Below are 17591 nucleotides of genomic sequence, written 5' to 3' on the forward strand. Positions count from 1 at the left end.
GTCATACCGGGAAACTGGGGGCCGAGGGCGTTTCATTGGGTCACGGCGCGCACCGGCACGCCGATGGTCGGTCGGGAGGTGTGGTGGAGGTCGCCGACCCACGCAACTCGCTTCCTGCGGGACGGGTCGCACCGTTCGCCGCCTTCGTCGCCGGCATCCTGGCGGTCGCCGCGCTGACCGCTGCCGTTCCACTCGCGACGCTCCCCGGTGAGTTGTCCGAGTTGCCGGTGGCGTTCTGGACGATGGCCGCGCTCGCCGTGATCTGCGACGCCCGCCCGTTCGTGCCACCGGGGCGCCGGCAGACGTCGGCGGTGTTCCCGTCCACCTGCTTCACCTTCGCGATCCTGCTCGGCTGGGGTCTCGGCCCGGCGGTGGTGGTGCAGGCGGTGGGAGTGGTCGTGTCCGGCTGGCGGATGCGGCACGCCGCCTGGCGCACGGCCTTCAACGTCGGTCAGTACGCGTGCGCCCTCGCCGCCGCGTACGGGGTGATCCAGCTCGGCTCGGGCACCATCTTCTCCGGCGGGAGGTTGCACTGGACGGACGTGGCCGCCGTCGGCGGCGCCGCGCTGGCCTGGTTCGTCGTCAACTACGGGTTGGTCAGCTGGGCGGTGCGGCTGCGTTTCGGGGATCGCTGGTGGCCCACCGTCCGCCAGGGCCTCGGCTTCGAACTGCTCTCCACCGGCTCACTGCTGCTGCTCGCCCCGGTGCTGGTCGCCGCGGCCCGGGTCAGTGCCGCGCTGATCCCGCTGGTGCTGGTGCCGCTCTTCGCGGTCTACCGGATGGCGCGGTTGACGAACGAACAGCAGCACCTCGCCGCCGCCGACCCGCTGACCGGGCTGCCCAACCGCAAGGCCCTGCTGGCCGAGGTGGCCGAACAGGTGCACCTGCATGCCGAGCGGACCGCCCGGGGTGAACCCTACGGGCAGCTGGCGCTGCTGCTGATCGACCTGGACCGCTTCAAGAACGTCAACGACGCCCTCGGGCACGCCGTGGGCGACCGGCTGCTGGTCGAGGTCAGTGCCCGGCTCACCGACGTGCAGCCCCGACCACAGATGATCGCCCGGCTCGGCGGTGACGAGTTCGCCATCGTGATGACCGGGCTGACCGACGTCGGCCAGGCGCGGGAGTTGGCCGACCGGGTGGTCGAGGCGCTGGCCGAGCCGGTGCCGCTCGACGGGCTGCCGTTGGACGTGGGCGGGTCGATCGGGATCGCCCTCTTCCCGGAGCACGGCGAGGACTTCGCCACCCTGATGCGCCACGCGGACGTGGCGATGTACGACGCCAAGCACCGCAACGACACGGTGGCCGTGTACGCCCCGGAGTCCGACCACAACTCCGCCGAGCGGCTCGGCCTCCTCGCCGACCTGCGCCGCGTCCTGGAGGCCAGCCCATCGTCCGAGGTGCCACTCGATGCCGACGCCGAGCCGGCAGGTCAGGGCCAGAGCGAGGGTGCGGTCGCGCAGCCGGATGGGAACGGCCGGCACGGCGTGCCGAGCGACGCCGAGCGGACTGTCGACGTACCCCTCGTCGCGTCGGCGGAGGTGCGCGGCGGTGACGGTGCCGCGCTGCCCACCGCAGCGCCGGGCCGCCCCGCGCCAGCGGCGGACCCGGCGCCGACGGTCGCCACGGCACCGCCGGGAGCTGGTCGGTGGTGGGCACGTCGTCGGCGCACCGACGCCGAGTTGGCGCACCCCGATGAGCTGATCAACCGGATCGCCACCGGAGCTGACCCGATCCGGGGGCGGAACGCCCGTGCCACGGTCGCCGGCACCCGTTCCGCCCGGGAGCGGCGCGCCGGGGGTGGGAACGGTCGGCGGTCCCCGAACGCGAGCGCGGCGGGCAGGGGTCGCACCGGGGCGCGGCGGGACGTCGGGCCGGGTACGCCCGCGCAGCCCCTGGAACCGACCGGGTGGGCGCACGCGGACGACGAGCCGGCCGACGACGCCGGCGAGATCACCATGTACTACCAGCCGCAGATCGCCATCGCGACCGGCGAGGTGGTCGGCGTCGAGGCGCTGCTGCGGTGGCGGCACCCCCGGCGGGGCATGGTCGACCCGGAGGAACTCATCCGGGTCGCCGAGCAGAGCGCCGTGATGCGGCTGCTCACCCGACGCGTCGTCGACGACGTGGTGGAGCAACTCGCCAAGTGGTCGGCGGCCGGCATCGGCCTGCGCGCGGCCCTGAACGTGAGCGTGCGCGACCTGCACACCGGTGAGATCGCCGACCAGATCGCCGACCGGCTGGCCCGCTACGGGGTGCCAGCCGAACGGCTGCAGGTCGAGATCACCGAAGGCGCGTTGATGGCCGACCCGCGCCGGGTGCTGGCCACCATCTCCCGACTGCACCGGATCGGGGTGGCCATCGCGCTGGACGACTTCGGCACCGGTTACTCCTCCCTCCAGCACCTGCGCCGCCTGCCGCTGTCCGAGGTGAAGGTGGACCGGTCGTTCGTCCTCGGCATGGCCGAAGACGCAGACGACGCGGCGATCGTCCGGTCGATGATCGAGCTGGCCGGCGCGCTGGGGCTGCGGGTGGTCGCCGAGGGTGTCGAGGACGAGCGGACCTGGCGGATGCTGCACGCCGCCGGCTGCGATGCCGCTCAGGGCTGGTTCTACGCCCGGCCGATGCCGGCCGAGGAGTTGGTCACCTGGCTGGCCCGGTACCGGCCGGTCCGCCCGACCGGCGGTCTCCCACAGCCGGATGTCGCCCGCCGCCCCACCCGCTGACCCGGTACGAGGGCCGCCAGAGGGGGAGTCGGGGACGCGGCACCGGAGCGGAACAATAGACTCGCTCCGGTCACCGCGTGTCACGCTCCACCTGTCGCGCGGCCGGCACACCGCCCGACCAGCAGGAATTCAGAAGGGGGCACGGATGGCCGCCATCTCCCGCGAGGAGGTCGCGCACCTGGCGCGCCTGTCGCGGCTCGCCGTCACCGAGGAGGAGCTGGACACGTTCGCCGGCCAGCTCGACGTGATCCTCCAGGCGGTCGCCCAGGTCGGCGAGGTCGCCGCCGCGGACATCCCGCCGACCTCGCACTCGGTGCCGCTGACCAACATCTTCCGCGAGGACGTCGTCACGCCGTGCCTGACCCCGGAGGAAGCGCTGTCGGGCGCGCCCGACGCCGAGGACCAGCGGTTCCGCGTACCGCGGATCCTGACCGAGGATGTGGCCTCATGAGCGAGCGCCAGCGAGCGAATCAGCAGTGCAGCGCCGTGGTGCCTCATGGCGTCGCGGAGCGAAGCGGAGTGACGGCATGAGCGACCTGATCAAGATGACCGCGACGGAGATCGCGGCCCTGGTCGCCGGGGGCGAGACCTCGGCCGTCGAGGTGACCCAGGCGCACCTGGACCGGATCGCCGCGGTCGACGACCGGGTGCACGCCTTCCTGCACGTCGACGCCGACGGCGCGCTCGCCGCGGCCCGCGCGGTGGACGAGCGCCGGGCCGCCGGCGAGGAGTTGGGCCCGCTCGCGGGTGTGCCGGTCGCGGTCAAGGACGTGCTCGCCACCCGGGGCGTACCGACCACCGTCGGGTCGAAGATCCTGGAGGGCTGGCGCCCGCCGTACGACGCGACGATCGTGCAACGGCTGCGGGAGGCCGGCACGGTGATGCTCGGCAAGACCAACATGGACGAGTTCGCCATGGGCTCCTCCACCGAATACTCGGCGTACGGCCCGACGCACAACCCGTGGGACCTGAGCCGGATCCCCGGTGGCTCGGGTGGTGGCAGCGCCGCCGCGCTGGCCGCGTACGAGGCGCCGCTGGCGATCGGCTCGGACACCGGCGGCTCGATCCGCCAGCCCGGCGCGGTCACCGGCACCGTGGGCGCCAAGCCCACCTACGGCGGCACCTCCCGTTACGGGCTGGTCGCCTTCTCCTCGTCGCTCGACACCCCCGGCCCGTGTGCCCGGACGGTGCTCGACGCGGCCCTGCTGCACCAGGTGATCGGTGGGCACGACCCGCGCGACTCCACCTCCATCCCGCAGCCGGTGCCGGACGTGGTTGCGGCGGCGAAGCTCGGCGCGACCGGTGACCTGACCGGTGTGCGGCTCGGCATCGTGAGCGAGTTCGTCGGCGAGGGCGCCGAACCGGGCGTGATGGCCGCGTTCCGCGAGTCGGTGGACGCGCTGACCAAGATGGGCGCCGAGGTCGTCGAGGTGTCCTGCCCGACGTTCGCGTACGCGCTGCCGGCGTACTACCTGATCGCCCCGAGCGAGTGCTCCTCCAACCTGGCCCGGTTCGACGGCGTCCGGTTCGGCCTGCGGGTCGGCGACGACGGCAACCGGTCGCTGGAGGAGGTCATGTCGCTGACCCGCGAGGCCGGCTTCGGCCCGGAGGTCAAGCGCCGCATCATGATCGGCACGTACGCGCTGTCGTCGGGTTACTACGACGCGTACTACGGGCAGGCGCAGAAGGTCCGGACGCTGATCACCCGGGACTTCACCGCCGCGTTCGAGCGGGTCGACGCGCTGATCTCGCCGACCACCCCGTCGGTGGCGTTCCCGATGGGCGCGCGGACCGCCGACCCGTACCAGATGTACCTGGCCGACCTGTACACGATCCCGACGAACCTGTACGGCGGGCCGGGCATCTCGGTGCCCTGCGGGCTCTCTGAGGGGCTGCCGGTCGGTCTGCAGGTGATGGCCCCGACGATGGCCGACGACCGGATGTACCGGGTCGCCGCCGCGTTGGAGTCCGCCGTCGGCACGTTCACCCCACCGACGCTGTGAGGCAGGAGCCCCGATGACCACGACACTGCCCGCGTACGACGAGGTCGTTGCGCGCTTCGAACCGGTGATCGGCCTGGAGACCCACGTCGAGCTGGGCACGAACACCAAGATGTTCTGCGGTTGCCCGACCGACTTCGGTGGCGAGCCGAACACCCGGGTCTGCCCGGTGTGCCTGGGTCTGCCCGGTTCGCTGCCGGTGGCCAACAAGGCGGCCATCGAGGCGATCATCCGGATCGGCCTGGCGTTGAACTGCTCGATCGCCGAGTGGTGCCGCTTCGCCCGGAAGAACTACTTCTACCCGGACATGCCGAAGAACTTCCAGATCAGCCAGTACGACGAGCCGATCTGCGTCGACGGTTACCTGGACGTCGAGGTGGGCGGCGAGACGGTGCGGATCGAGATCGAGCGGGTGCACCTCGAGGAGGACACCGGCAAGACGCTGCACGTCGGTGGCGCCACCGGCCGCATCCACGGCGCGACGGAGTCGCTTGTCGACTACAACCGTGCCGGCATCCCGCTGGTCGAGATCGTCACCAAGCCGATCACGGGCACCGGCGCGCTCGCCCCCGACGTGGCGAAGGCGTACGTCGCCGAGCTGCGCGACGTGATCCGCACCCTCGGCGTCTCCGACGTGCGGATGGAGGAGGGTTCGCTGCGCTGCGACGTGAACACCTCGCTCAACCTGCCGGGCGCGGAGTGGGGCACCCGTACCGAGACCAAGAACGTCAACTCGCTGCGGTCGGTGGAGCGGGCGGTTCGCTCGGAGATGCTGCGGCAGGCGTCGGTGCTCGACGCGGGCGGCCGGATCACCCAGGAGACGCGTCACTTCCACGAGGACACCGGCGACACCACCCCGGGTCGCTCGAAGGAGACGGCCACCGACTACCGGTACTTCCCGGAGCCGGATCTGGTGCCGATCGCCCCGGACCGGGCCTGGGTTGCCGAGCTGAAGGCCGCCCTGCCGGAGCTGCCCCGGGTGCACCGGCGTCGGCTCCAGGAGCAGTGGGGCCTCTCCGACCTGGACATGCAGTCGGTGCTGAACGCTGGCGCGGTCGAGCTGATCGAGGCCACCGTGGCCGCTGGCACCACCCCGGCCGCGGCCCGCAAGTGGTGGCTGGGTGAGCTGTCTCGCCGGGCCAACGAGAGCGGCGTGGAGCTGGCCGAGATCGGTGCCACCCCCGCCCAGGTCGCCGAGCTGCAGGGGCTTGTCGACGCCGGCAAGCTCAACGACAAGATGGCCCGCACGGTGCTGGAGGGCGTGGTCGACGGTGAGGGCTCGCCCACCGAGATCATGACCAACCGGGGCCTGGAGGTCGTGTCGGACACCGGCGCGCTCACCGCCGCCGTGGACGAGGCGATCGCCGCGAACCCGGGCATCGCCGACAAGATCCGCAGCGGCAAGGTCGCTGCGGTCGGCGCGCTGGTCGGCGCGGTCATGAAGACCACCCGGGGTCAGGCCGACGCGAAGACCCTGCGTGAGCTGATCCTGGAGCGCCTCGGCGTCCAGGGCTGAGAGACCCACCCGGAGCAGGCCGCCGCCGCGACCCGGCGGCGGCCTTCCGTAACCCCCTGCCGACTACGCGGCCACCCCGCACCCCTCGCGAGGGCGTCAACGACGACGCCTGGATGGAGCCACCGTGACCGAGCACGACCTCGATGTCCTCGACGAGATCCAGCGGCGGGTGCTCTGGCTCGCCACCCGGATCGTGGACGCCGCCAACCATGACCGGGCCACCGGCGACGGTGTGAAGGTCGGCGGCCACCAGGCGTCCAGCGCCTCCCTGGTCACGGCCATGACCGCGCTCTGGTTCGCGCACCTGGACGCCGAGGACCGGGTCGCCGTGAAGCCGCACGCGTCCCCGGTGTTCCACGCCATCCAGTACCTGCTCGGCAACCTGGACCGCTCGTACCTGCCCAGGCTGCGGGCCCGTGGCGGCCTCCAGTCGTACCCGTCGCGCACGAAGGACCCGGACGCTGTGGACTTCTCCACCGGTTCGGTCGGCCTGGGCGCGGCGGCGCCGCTCTTCGCCGCCGCCACCCGGCGGTACGTCGACGCGCACTTCGGGGCCCGCCCGCACTCCCGGTTCGTGGCGCTGATCGGCGACGCCGAGCTGGACGAGGGCAATATCTGGGAGGCGGTGGCCGACCCGGCGACCACCGGGCTGGGCAACGTCATGTGGCTCGTCGACTTCAACCGCCAGTCGCTGGACCGGGTGGTCCCCGGCATCCGGATCAACCAGTGGCGGGGCCAGTTCGAGGCGGCCGGCTGGCACGTCGTGGAGGTCAAGTACGGCCGCCGGCTCGCCGAGGCGTACGCCCGGCCGGGCGGCGAGGCGCTGCGCGACTGGATCGACGCGATGCCCAACGAGCAGTACCAGTCGCTGTTCGGGTTGACCGGGCCGGCGCTGCGCAAGCAGTTCCTGGACGGCGCTCCGGCCGGCATCGACGAGCTGATCGCCCACGTCGACGACGAGGAGTTGGGCCCGCTCGTCACCGACCTGGGCGGGCACGACCTTCAGGCGATGCTGGACGCGTACGCCCAGTGCGACGCGGTCACCGACCGGCCCAGCGTCGTCTTCGCGTACACGGTGAAGGGTTGGGGGTTGCCCATCGCCGGCAATCCGCGCAACCATTCCGCGCTGCTCAGCTCGGAGCAGGTCGACACGCTGCGCGCCGCGCAGGGGTTGACCACCGAGACCGAGTGGGATCGCCTCGACCCGGCGTCACCCGCCGGCATCCAGGCCGGCGCCCGCCGGGAGGCGCTGTCCCGCGCGCCGCGCGAGCGTGCGCTGGGGGTCACCGTTCCGGAGAGCACGGGAGTACGCGCCAACAAGCCGATCTCCACGCAGGAGGCCTTCGGTCGGGTGCTGGTGGACCTGGCGCGGGACCGGGAGGTGGGCCGCTACCTGGTCACCACCGCCCCGGACGTGGCCACCTCCACCAACCTCGCCGGGTTCATCAACAAGACCGGGGTGTTCGCCCCCACCGAGCAGCGTTCCTGGACCGAGGACCGGATGCTGCGCTGGACGGAGAGCCCGGCCGGGCAGCACATCGAACTGGGCATCTCGGAGATGAACCTGTTCCTGCTGCTCGGCCAGCTCGGGCTCTCCTGGGACCTGTCCGGGCAGCCGCTGCTGCCGGTGGGCACTGTCTACGACCCGTTCGTGCTGCGCGGCCTCGACGCGTTCCTGTACGGCACCTACTCCGGCTCCCGGTTCGTGGTGGCCGGCACCCCGTCCGGCATCACCCTCGCCCCGGAGGGTGGCGCCCACCAGTCCACGATCACCGCGTCGGTCGGCCTGGAGCTGCCCGGGGTGACCTTCGTCGAGCCGGCGTACGCGGCAACCCTCGACTGGCTGCTCTGCGACGCGCTTGGTCAGATCGCCGGCGGGTCGTCCCCGGCCGCGACCGCCGCACCCGCCGAGGACGGCGCGTACTACTTCCGGTTGAGCACCCGACCGCTGGACCAGGCGCCGTTCGAGGCGGCCCGGGCCCGCCTCGGCGACGCGGTGCTGCGCCGGCAGGTCGTCGCCGGGGCGTACCGGCTGGTCGACGCGCACCAGGCGTACCCGCACCTGGTCGACGCCCCGGTGGTGCAGTTGGCCGCCTCGGGCGCTGTGCTGCCCGAGGTGCTGGCCGCCGCGGCGGAGCTGGCCGACGAGGGCATCGCCGCGCACGTGGTGGACGTGACCTCGCTGGACCGGCTCTACCGGGCCTGGCAGCGCACCCTGCGCCAGGGCGTACGGACGGCCACGGTGCCCAGCGTGCCGGGTGCACTGCGGTCCGCGTTCGCCGACCGGGTGCCGGTGGTGACGGTGCACGACGCCGCGTCGCACGCGATGGCCTGGCTCGGTTCGGCGGTCGGCGCGCCGGCGGTGCCGCTCGGTGTGGACGAGTTCGGCCAGTCCGGCAGCGTCGCCGAGCTGTACGAACTGCACGACCTGCTGCCCGGCAGCATCGTCAACGCCGCCCTGGCCGCCATCGCCCTGCGCTGACCCGTCGGTGCCCGCCGGTCCGCCGGCGGGTGTCGGCGTCGGGTCAGCCGGTCGGCGTGGGCGTGGGCGTGGCGGGGACACCGCCGGTCGGCGTGGGCGTGGGTGTGGCGGTGGCGGTCGGGTTCTCCACCAGGCGTCGTTCCAGGTTGACCTGGGCCTGGCCGGTGCCGCCGACGGTGATGGTGTCGTACGCCTGGAGCAGCTTCTGCTGGTCGAAGTAGAGCACGCTCATCGACAGCGGGGTGGGCTTCTCGCCCTCCAGGCCGCGCAGCCCGGCACCGCCGGTGGAGCCCTCCACCATCAGAGTGGTGCGCTGCTGCCCGGGTGTCTGCGGCAGCTCGGAGACCTGCCGGGAGTGGGTGTGCCCGGCAAGCACCAGCGGGCAGGTGCCGGCGAGCGGCCCGGCCGACGCCGGGTCGTGCACGAGAGCGATGTTGACCGGTCGGGGTGAGCTGCGGATCGTCGCGGCGAGCTGGTTGCCGGCCCCGATCACCTGGTCGGCCACCTGCTGGGTCAACCCGCTGCCGGCCGGGGAGGTGTTCTTGTCCGGGGTGAAGCGCGGGTCGCCGATGCCGGCGATGGTCAGCCCGGCGACAGTGGTGGTCGTGTTGTTCAACACGATCGCGTTCGGCTGGCGGGCCACCGCGGCGGCGGTCTTGCCGGAGTCGTGGTTGCCCCGGATGAAGACGTACGGCTTCTTCAGCAGGCCGATCGAGGCGACGAAGGAGGCTTCCGGTTCGCTGCCCCAGTCGGTGATGTCCCCGGTGTCGATCACCACGTCGATGCCGAACTGCTCCACGACCGTCCGGATCAGTTGCCAGCCGGTCGGGTTGAGGTGCATGTCGGAGACGTGCAGCACCCGCGTGGTGCCCGGGGTCGGCTCCAACAGCGGAAGTGCCGAGACGGTGGTGTAGAGCTGGCTGACGTTGCCGACCAGGCGCTGCAACTGCTCCGCGTACTTGGTGTAGTCGTTGGCGATCCGCCGGGCGTCACCGACGATGGCCGGCGCGTTGACCAGCAGCCCCTCGTAGCGGGGTTCCTCGATGGCCTGCGGACGAAGTGTCGCCGCAGCCGTGCCGAGGCTGCCGGCGGTGACCAGCAGCGCCAGCCCACCCGCCCAGGCGGTGCGCCGGACGTCGCGGAAGATCAGCCCGGCCAGGATCAACGTGACCAGCACCGACGCGCCGAGGGTACGCAGGCCGAGGCGCATCACCCCGGAGCGGACGTCCTCCACGGCGCTTTGGCTGGCCCGGCTGATGCTGGCCGGGTCGTCGATTAGCGCCTCGGTGCGTCCCTGGTCGAGCGCGCCCAGCCGGACGGTGAGGTGAGTCGGCCCGTCGTGGCTGTCGAGCAGCAGCGCGCCGAGCGGCGGGATGTCGACGGTGGTGCCGCCGTCCCGGGCGGGGGAGATGCTGAGGTTGGCCCGGAACGGGCCGATGTCGGTGCTCACCTGACCGCCGGCCAGCACCCCGAGCACCGCCCCGCCCAGGGCCACGGCGAGGACGGCGACGATCAGGCCGAGGCGGCGCAGCGGGCCGGCCGCACCGGCCCGCCAGCCCGCCGGGCGCGGCCGATCGTCGCCGGTCACCGGGTCGTCCCGGTCATCGGCGTCGTCGTGCCGCTCGTCGCGTTGGCCGTCCATGCTGAAAGTCTGACCTGCCCGTCGGAAGATCTTGGCAAACCTGAACGGATGGTGACGAAGTCAGCTGCGCCCGCCGTCACCGCCCGCGAAGACCACCCGCAGGAGCCGGTCGTCGTCGCCCGCCGGGTTGCCCCGCCCGTCGTGGTTGGAGGTGCTCACCCAGAGCGACCCGTCCGGCGCGGCGGCCACCGCCCGCAGTCGACCGTAGCGGTTGGTGAGCAGCTCACTGGGCTGACCGAGCAACGTGCCGGTGTCGGTTAACTCCATCACCCAGAGGCGCTTGCCGCGCAGGCAGCCGGTGACCAGCAGTCGGTCCGTGGCGGCCAGACCGGAGCAGGACGCGTCAGACGTCGCCCACTGCGCGATCGGGTCGGTGAACCGCTTGTCGCCGGCCTGGCCCTCGACCTCCGGCCACCCGTAGTTGCCGCCCTTGGTGATCTGGTTGATCTCGTCCCAGGTGTTCTGGCCGAACTCGACGGCGTACATCCGCTTCGCGGCGTCCCAGGCGAGACCCTGGACGTTGCGGTGCCCCATCGACCAGACCGGGGAGTTGGGGTACGGATTGCCGGCGGCGGGCTTGCCGTCCGGGGTGATCCGGAGGATCTTGCCGCCGAGGCTCTTCACGTCCTGCGAGAGGGGACGCTGACCGGCGTCACCCGTGCTGACGTAGAGCTGCTTGTCCGGGCCGAAGCCCAGCCCCCCGCCGTTGTGCACATTGGCCTTGGGGATGCCGGTGAGGATCGGTGTGGGCTGCCCGCCGAGTTGCAGCCGGGCGACCCGGTTGTCCCGCTCGGTGGTGTAGTAGACGAACACCGTGCGGTCGCGGGCGTAGTCGGGGGAGACGGCGATGCCGAGCAGGCCACCCTCGCCCGCCGCCGCCACGTCCGGGATGGTCTGCACCGGGCGGACCCGCAGCCCGTCCGGACCGGACTCGGGCCCGACCTGGAGGACCCTGCCGTTGTCCCGTTCGGTGACCAGCGCGCCGCCGTCCGGCAGGAAGGCGATGGCCCAGGGCACCCGCAGATTCTTGGCGAGCACTGTCGCCACCGCCTGCTGGCCGGCGCCGCCGGGGCTCGCCGACGCGGACGGGGTCGGCAGGTTGGGCGGTTCACCCGCCGGGTCGGGATCCGGCTCACCGAAGCTGCAACCGGCGGTGAACAGCAGCGCCGCGCAGGACGCCGCGAGGGCCACCCGGAGGCGGCGGATGCGAGGGTACGGGGGACGGGCGCTCACCCGGCCCAGGGTAGCCCGCCGCGCGGCCCAGCCGGGCCCGTCGAGGTCCAACGGGTGCCGATGCACCCGCCCGATGGCCCCCGGTGGACCACTCACCGTGCCCGGACGGCCAGCAGCGCGGTGTCGTCCTCGCGGTGGCCGATCGAGGTGAGCAGCAGGTCGCACAGGTCATCGAGGGGCAGCGTGTCGGTGCCGGTGAGCCGGCCCACCAGCTCGGCCAATCCCTCGTCGATCGAGCGGTCCCGCCGTTCGATCAGCCCGTCGGTGTAGAGCAGCAGGGTGTCGCCGGTGGCCAGGCTGGTCGACCGGCTGCTCCGGGGCGACGGGCGGGCCAGGCCGAGCAGCGGCTCCGGTGTCGCCTCCAGGGCCTCGACCGCCCCGCCGACGCGGACCACCAGGGCCGGCGGGTGCCCGGCGTTGGACCAGGTCACCTCGTGCACGCCGGAGCGCTGCGGACAGATCCGGACCAGCGTCGCGGTGGCGGCGATCGGTAGCCGCAGGCCACGGATGGCGCCATCCAGGTTGCTCATCAGTGACCCGACCGCGTCCGGGCGGCCGAAGGCGTTGCCCCGCACCAGGTTGCGCAGCTGACCCATGGTCGCCGCCGCCTCGATGTCGTGCCCGGCCACATCCCCGATCGCGGCGATCACGTCGCCGTCGGGTTGCACGAAGGCGTCGTACCAGTCACCGCCCACCTCGACACGGTCGGCCGCCGGTTGGTAGCGGGCCGCCAACTCCAGCTCCGCCACCACCGGCAGTCGGGGCAGCATGCTGTGTTGCAGGACCTCGGCGACGTGCCGCTGCTCGCCGTACATCGAGCTGTTGCCGACGGCCTGACCGGCCCGGCGGCCGATGTCGACAGCGGTGAGCAGGTCCCGGTCGTCGAACTGCTGACGTTGGCCGCCGTTGACGAGGGTGATCGCCCCCAGCACCGTGCCGCCGACGCCCCGCACCGGCACGCTCAGGTAGGAGGCGATGCCCAGCCGACTGGCGATGGAGGCCATCTCCGGGTCTGTGGTGCCCCTTGTCACGTCGGCCAGGGACGCCACGCTGCCGAGCCGGGGCTGGCCGGTCCGGAGCACCGCCCGGATGCTCGACTCGGAACTCAGCCCGGTGCGCAGCAGCTCGCCGAAGCGGTCGACGTCCGCCGCGCGGGCCGGGTCCCGGTGCACCGAGACCACCTCGCGGGGCAGGCCGTTCGGCCCGATCAGGGTGAGTAGGCACCAGTCGGCGAGCAGCGGCACCATGGTGGCGGCGAGCCGGCGCAGCGCGGTGCCCACGTCCAGGGTGCCAGCGAGGGTCTCGCTCACCCCGGCCAACAGCTCCAGCCGCTCGTGCGCCTGCACGACCCGCCGCCGGGCCTCCTGCGCGCCGTCGAGCGCGATCCGCAGTCGCAGCTCCGACGAGCAGGCGGCGGCCAGGTCGGCCAGGGTTCGCAGCTGCGCGGCCGTCCAGGCGCGAGGTTTGCTGTCGATGGCGCAGAGCGAGCCGAGCACCCGGCCGGAGAGGTCGGTCAGCGGCATCCCGGCGTACGCGACCACGCCGAGGTCGTCGATGGCCAGGTTGTCCCGGACGCGGGGGTAGAGCCGGGCGTCCGGCAGCACCATCGGCACCTCGATGTCCACCACGTGCTGACAGAACGAGTGGCTCAGCGGGGTCTGCCGGTGTTCCGACCAGGGCTGCGGCAACCCGACCGCACCCGGGAAGAACTGCCGGTCGGCGGAGACCAGGGAGACCAGCGCGACAGGCACGTCCAGCAGGTCACTGACCAGCCGGGCGAACCGGTCGAACGCCTCGTCCGGGGCGGCGTCCAGCCCGGTGTCGGAGAGCGCGCGCAGCCGGTCCGGGTCGCCGAGCACCGAAGGTGGCGCGATCGAACGCCGGGCGGGGCCGGGGGAGCCGTCGGTCATCGAGCACCTGTCTGCCGGGGCGGAGGCCGACCGGCCCTCCGACCCTCGTTATACCTCGTTGGGGTCGGAGTCGAACATCGGTGTGCTGAGTCTCGCCCGCCCCGGCCCCACGCGCCATCCCCTGGGGCGCCGGTTCGCCGCCGTGCCTCCACCGGCCTCGGCGTCGGGGACTATCGTCGACGGACGTGAAGGTATGGATTCCGCACCAGGCCGGCCTGAACCTCGTGGGCGAGCTGCCCGCGGACGTGACAGTGGAGGTCTTCGAGCACACCGACCGGATGCCGTCGGAGGCGGCCGACGTCCGCTTCTGGGTGCCGCCCTTCCTGGGTGGCTCGGACGCGACGACGGTGCTGCGGGAGCTGCCCGACCTGGCGGTGGTGCAGTTGCTCTCGGCCGGGGCGGACGCCTGGGCCGGCCGGACACCGCCGACGGTGACGCTCTGCGACGCCCGGGGTGTGCACGACCCGTCCACCGCCGAGTGGGTCGTCACCGCGATCCTCACCCAGCTGCGGGCGTTCCCGGCGTTCGTTCGCGCGCAGGCCGAGCGGCGCTGGACGTTCGCGGAGAACACCCCGACCGACGAGCTGACCGGCAAGCGGGTGCTCATCATCGGCGCCGGCTCGATCGGCACCGCGGTGCGTGACCGGCTCGCCCCGTTCGACGTGAGCTTCACCCTGGTCGCCAGGACGGCCCGTCCGGAGCAGGGGGTGCACGCCGTCGAGGAACTGCCCCGGCTGCTGCCGGACGCGGACGTGGTGGTGGTGCTGGTGCCGCTCACCGACCAGACCCGTGGCCTGATCGACAAGGCGTTCCTGGCCGCGATGCCGGACGGGGCACTGCTGGTCAACGGGGCCCGGGGCCCGGTGGCGCACACCGAGGCGCTCGTCGCCGAGTTGGGCACCGGTCGGATCATGGCGGCGTTGGACGTCACCGACCCGGAGCCGCTGCCCGCCGACTCGCCGCTGTGGGCCATGCCGAACGTGCTGCTCACCCCGCACGTGGCTGGGTCGGTGCGTGGCTTGTTGCCACGGGCCTACCGACTGGTGGGCGATCAGGTACGCCGCTTCGCCGCCGGGCAACCGCTGATCAACACGGTGGTCGACGGCTACTGACCGGTCGCGTCCGCCGGGGCGTCGGGCAGTGTCTGGCCGGTTGCCTCGACCAGCCGGGGCAGATCCGTCCCACGGACGGCCGGCAGGATGACCTGGCGGCCGTCGTCGAGCCGGGCGACAGCGCGCCCGCGCTGGTCGGTGGTCAGCTCGAGGACCTGGTCCCAACCGATCCGACGCTGCCCGACCAGCGCCCGGATGCGCAGCTCCCGCGCGTCGGCGTCGGTGCCGGCCCGCCAGGCCCAGATCGCGACGGCGAGCGGGACGAGCAGCACCGGCAGCAGGTAGACCGAGGCGTTCGCCAACGGCAGGGCGCCGACGAAGGCGATGATCGCGGCCACCAGGATGGCTTGGTTGTACCGGAAGCGGACCGTGTCGGGCTTACTCACCCTCCGATGATCCCACTCCCTGTCGTTTCGGCTCGCGGCGGGCGGTGCCAGCAGCGCGCGGCACGCCGTACAGTGACACAGGTCGTTGTCTCCTCTGAGTGACCGGCAAGTAACCAATTCGGCCGTCCATCGTTGCCAATCGTGGGTAGCGGACTCGCAACGTCCGATGTCCCGCACCGCCGCACCGCCCCCGTGCCCCCTCACGAAGGCGACCGCCGTGCTCCTCGCGTACCCGTTCCGCGTCCTCGTCCCCCGTCGTGCGGCACCCGAGGCCGCCACGTCCGTGGCGGTGGCGCTGCTCCTCCTCGCCGGTGCCGTCGACCTGGTCCCGACGTCGGTGGTGATCGCGCTGGCCGCCGGTGCCGGCGCCACGCTCGCCGGGCTGCGCCTCTCCCGACTGGCCGCCCGGCGCGGCGCCGACCCGACACCGCGTGCGGCGGGTGTGCTGCTCGACGCGGCGGTGGTCACGGCGGGCCTCACCGCCGTCGTGCTGCCCCTGGCCGGCATCGGGCACACCCTGGCCGTGCTGATCGGGTCACTGGTCGTGGCGGCCCTCTCGACGACCGGCCTGTACCGACTCCCCGGCCGTTCCCGGCCGGCGGCCTCGGTCCGGCTGCGGTGGCTGGTCGAGTCGACAGGTCCGGCCGTCGGTCTGGCCCTCGCCGGCTGGCTGCTGCTGCCCGAGGGCGGCCCGCCGGTCCCGGTTCGGCTGGTCTGCGCGTTGGCGCTCGGCGGGTTGGGCATGGCCGCACTGAACGCGTTCGCGGGGCCGCGGCGGCGCTCCGGTGCGGCGGTCTGCCGGGGCGGCGTCCTGCTCACAATGGGTGGGCTGGTGCTGCTGGCCACGTTGCCGTCCGCGCCGGGCGGGCGGGCGGCCCTGCTGGCCGTACCCCCGTTGGTGTTCGGGATGTTGCTCGTCGCGGTCGGTGCGGCGGATGCGGTGGACGACGCGGAGCCTGCGGAGCCGGTCGCCGCGGCCTGGCCCCGTCTGGTGCTCCCCGCGGCGGTGCTGCTGCTGGCGTCGGGTCTGCATCTGGGGGCCGGCCGCGCACCGGACCCCACGAGCGTGCTGTTGGCCCTGGCGGCGGTGCCACCCCTGGTGCTGCGCGAGCTGCTGCGGGCGAATGACGCGCCCGTGTCCGGTCGACGGGCCGCCCACCGGCGACCGGCCGGCCGGTCGCTGCGGCACCGCCGGGCGGCCCCGGGACGCTGGCCGGGCACGCCGGAGTCGCCGCCCGAGCGGGGGCCCGCCCCCCGGGAGGGCGCGGCCACCACGATGGGTGCCGGCTCGACCTGGTCGCCTGATCACGATTCCGCGTGGTCGGGGCTCAACCGGCGGCCCGCGGCGGGGAGCCGCGGTGACCGGGCCGCCCTGCTGGACGCCCTGGCCGCGATCGGCGACGTTCCGGCACCGGCCGGCGCGTTGCTGCTGGTGGACCTGCACGGCACCGAGGGGGTCGGCCCGACGGCCCGGGAGGACGTGCTGGCCGAGGCGGTGCACCGGGCCCGCGCGGTCATCGCTCCTGACGATCTGGTCACCGGCTGCACGGGTACCGGCTTCGCGGTGGTCACCGCCGCCGGCCCGGTGCTGGCGTACGCGCTGGGCACCCGACTGTTGACCGCGCTCAGCCCGCCCTACCGGCTGGCCGGCGCGATGCTGCGCGTGCAGACGAGCGTCGGGTTGGCCGAGGTGAGCGGCGCCGGGCCGGCGGACGTGCTCCGGCAGGCCGAGCTGGCCCGACGCCGAGCCGTGCAGCTGGGCCGGGACCGGGTGGAGTGGTACGACGCGTTCCTGGAGGAACAGCTGGTGCGCCGCCTCGACCTGGAGCGCGAGCTGCCCGGTGCGGTGGCGCGCGGCGAGCTGGACCTCGTCTACCAGCCGGTGGTCGACCTGGCCGACGGGCAGCCGGTGGGCGCGGAGGCGCTGCTGCGCTGGCGCAGCCCGGTGCTCGGGACGGTGCTCCCGGCCGAGTTGCTGCCGGTCGCCGAGGACCTGGACCTGGTCGGCGAGTTGGAGTGGTGGGTGCTGGACCGGGCCTGCCGGCAGTTGTCCGACTGGTCGGTGGGCGTCCGGGAGCTGTGGATGGCGGTCAACGTGACGACCCGGGAGCTGACCACTCCGGACTTCGTCCAGCGGCTCGCGGCCGTGCTGGCCGCGTACGGGGTGCCGCCGGAGCGACTGGTGGTGGAGGTGAGTGAGCCGCGGGTCGCCGGTGACCTGCCGACAGTGGTGGCTCGGCTGGCCGGGCTCCGGTCGCTGGGCGTCCGCACGGCGTTGGACGACTTCCGGGCCGAGCACGCCTCACTGGCCCAGCTTCGCCGACTGCCGATCGACCTGCTGAAGGTGGGCCCGGAGTTGGTGGGCGCCCGGCCGGACGGGCAACCGCCGCTGATCGACGTGGTGGTCAACGTGGGCGAGCGGCTGGGCGTCGAGATCGTCGCCGAGGAGTTGGAGTCGTCGACCCAGGTCGAGGGGGCGCGCCGGGGTGGTTGCCGGTACGGGCAGGGGTTCGCGCTGGCCCGTCCGGCGACGGCCGAGCGGGTCGAGGCGTACTTCGAGGAGTTTCCCTCAGCGTCGCGCTGA

11 protein-coding genes are annotated in these 17591 nt (G+C 73.2%); 7 read left to right on the top strand and 4 right to left on the bottom strand.

The annotated features are described in order from the left end of the window. The first annotated feature begins 83 nt into the window (after nt 1–83). The 5 genes from IW249_RS15630 (at nt 84) to IW249_RS15650 (ending at nt 8724) form a co-directional block, all read left to right on the top strand. Nucleotides 84–2726, top strand: a complete 2643-nt coding sequence (locus IW249_RS15630) for a putative bifunctional diguanylate cyclase/phosphodiesterase (RefSeq protein ID WP_196921435.1) — start codon at nt 84–86, stop codon at nt 2724–2726. 145 nt (nt 2727–2871) lie between these two features. Further along, nucleotides 2872–3177, top strand: coding sequence for an Asp-tRNA(Asn)/Glu-tRNA(Gln) amidotransferase subunit GatC (gene gatC / locus IW249_RS15635; RefSeq protein ID WP_091393256.1), 306 nt, complete (start codon nt 2872–2874; stop codon nt 3175–3177). 76 nt (nt 3178–3253) lie between these two features. Continuing rightward, complete coding sequence (gene gatA, locus IW249_RS15640; RefSeq protein WP_196921436.1) at nt 3254–4729, top strand: Asp-tRNA(Asn)/Glu-tRNA(Gln) amidotransferase subunit GatA; 1476 nt, start codon at nt 3254–3256, stop codon at nt 4727–4729. Nucleotides 4730–4742: 13 nt separating this feature from the next. Next, the gene (gene gatB, locus IW249_RS15645; RefSeq protein WP_196921437.1) at nt 4743–6242 is read left to right on the top strand and encodes an Asp-tRNA(Asn)/Glu-tRNA(Gln) amidotransferase subunit GatB; all 1500 of its coding nucleotides are present in this window, start codon (nt 4743–4745) and stop codon (nt 6240–6242) included. A gap of 124 nt (nt 6243–6366) precedes the next feature. Next, the gene (locus IW249_RS15650) at nt 6367–8724 is read left to right on the top strand and encodes a thiamine pyrophosphate-binding protein (RefSeq protein WP_196921438.1); all 2358 of its coding nucleotides are present in this window, start codon (nt 6367–6369) and stop codon (nt 8722–8724) included. Nucleotides 8725–8767: 43 nt separating this feature from the next. Here the strand turns inward: IW249_RS15650 and IW249_RS15655 are convergent, their stop codons facing one another. The 3 genes from IW249_RS15655 to IW249_RS15665 form a co-directional block, all read right to left on the bottom strand. Further along, nucleotides 8768–10366, bottom strand: coding sequence for a metallophosphoesterase (locus IW249_RS15655; protein ID WP_196921439.1), 1599 nt, complete (start codon nt 10364–10366; stop codon nt 8768–8770). 60 nt (nt 10367–10426) lie between these two features. Next, on the bottom strand, nt 10427–11599 hold the full coding sequence (locus IW249_RS15660; RefSeq protein WP_196921440.1) for a PQQ-dependent sugar dehydrogenase: 1173 nt from the start codon (nt 11597–11599) through the stop codon (nt 10427–10429). Nucleotides 11600–11691: 92 nt separating this feature from the next. Further along, nucleotides 11692–13509 carry a SpoIIE family protein phosphatase gene (locus IW249_RS15665; RefSeq protein ID WP_196921441.1) on the bottom strand — a complete coding sequence of 606 codons (1818 nt, stop codon included), beginning with the start codon at nt 13507–13509 and terminating at the stop codon, nt 11692–11694. A gap of 185 nt (nt 13510–13694) precedes the next feature. On the opposite strand from IW249_RS15665, the gene IW249_RS15670 reads away from it, so the two are divergent. Then, nucleotides 13695–14621, top strand: coding sequence for a 2-hydroxyacid dehydrogenase (locus IW249_RS15670; protein ID WP_196921442.1), 927 nt, complete (start codon nt 13695–13697; stop codon nt 14619–14621). Here IW249_RS15670 and IW249_RS15675 read toward each other — a convergent pair. Further along, nucleotides 14615–15007 carry a PH domain-containing protein gene (locus tag IW249_RS15675; protein WP_196921443.1) on the bottom strand — a complete coding sequence of 131 codons (393 nt, stop codon included), beginning with the start codon at nt 15005–15007 and terminating at the stop codon, nt 14615–14617. The two genes, IW249_RS15670 and IW249_RS15675, sit on opposite strands and share 7 nt — an antisense overlap. A gap of 217 nt (nt 15008–15224) precedes the next feature. Here IW249_RS15675 and IW249_RS15680 point away from each other — a divergent pair, with 217 nt between their 5' ends. Next, the gene (locus tag IW249_RS15680; protein ID WP_307788599.1) at nt 15225–17591 is read left to right on the top strand and encodes an EAL domain-containing protein; all 2367 of its coding nucleotides are present in this window, start codon (nt 15225–15227) and stop codon (nt 17589–17591) included.

Source organism: Micromonospora vinacea (genome assembly GCF_015751785.1).
In the GTDB taxonomy this organism is placed as follows: Bacteria; Actinomycetota; Actinomycetes; order Mycobacteriales; family Micromonosporaceae; genus Micromonospora; species Micromonospora vinacea.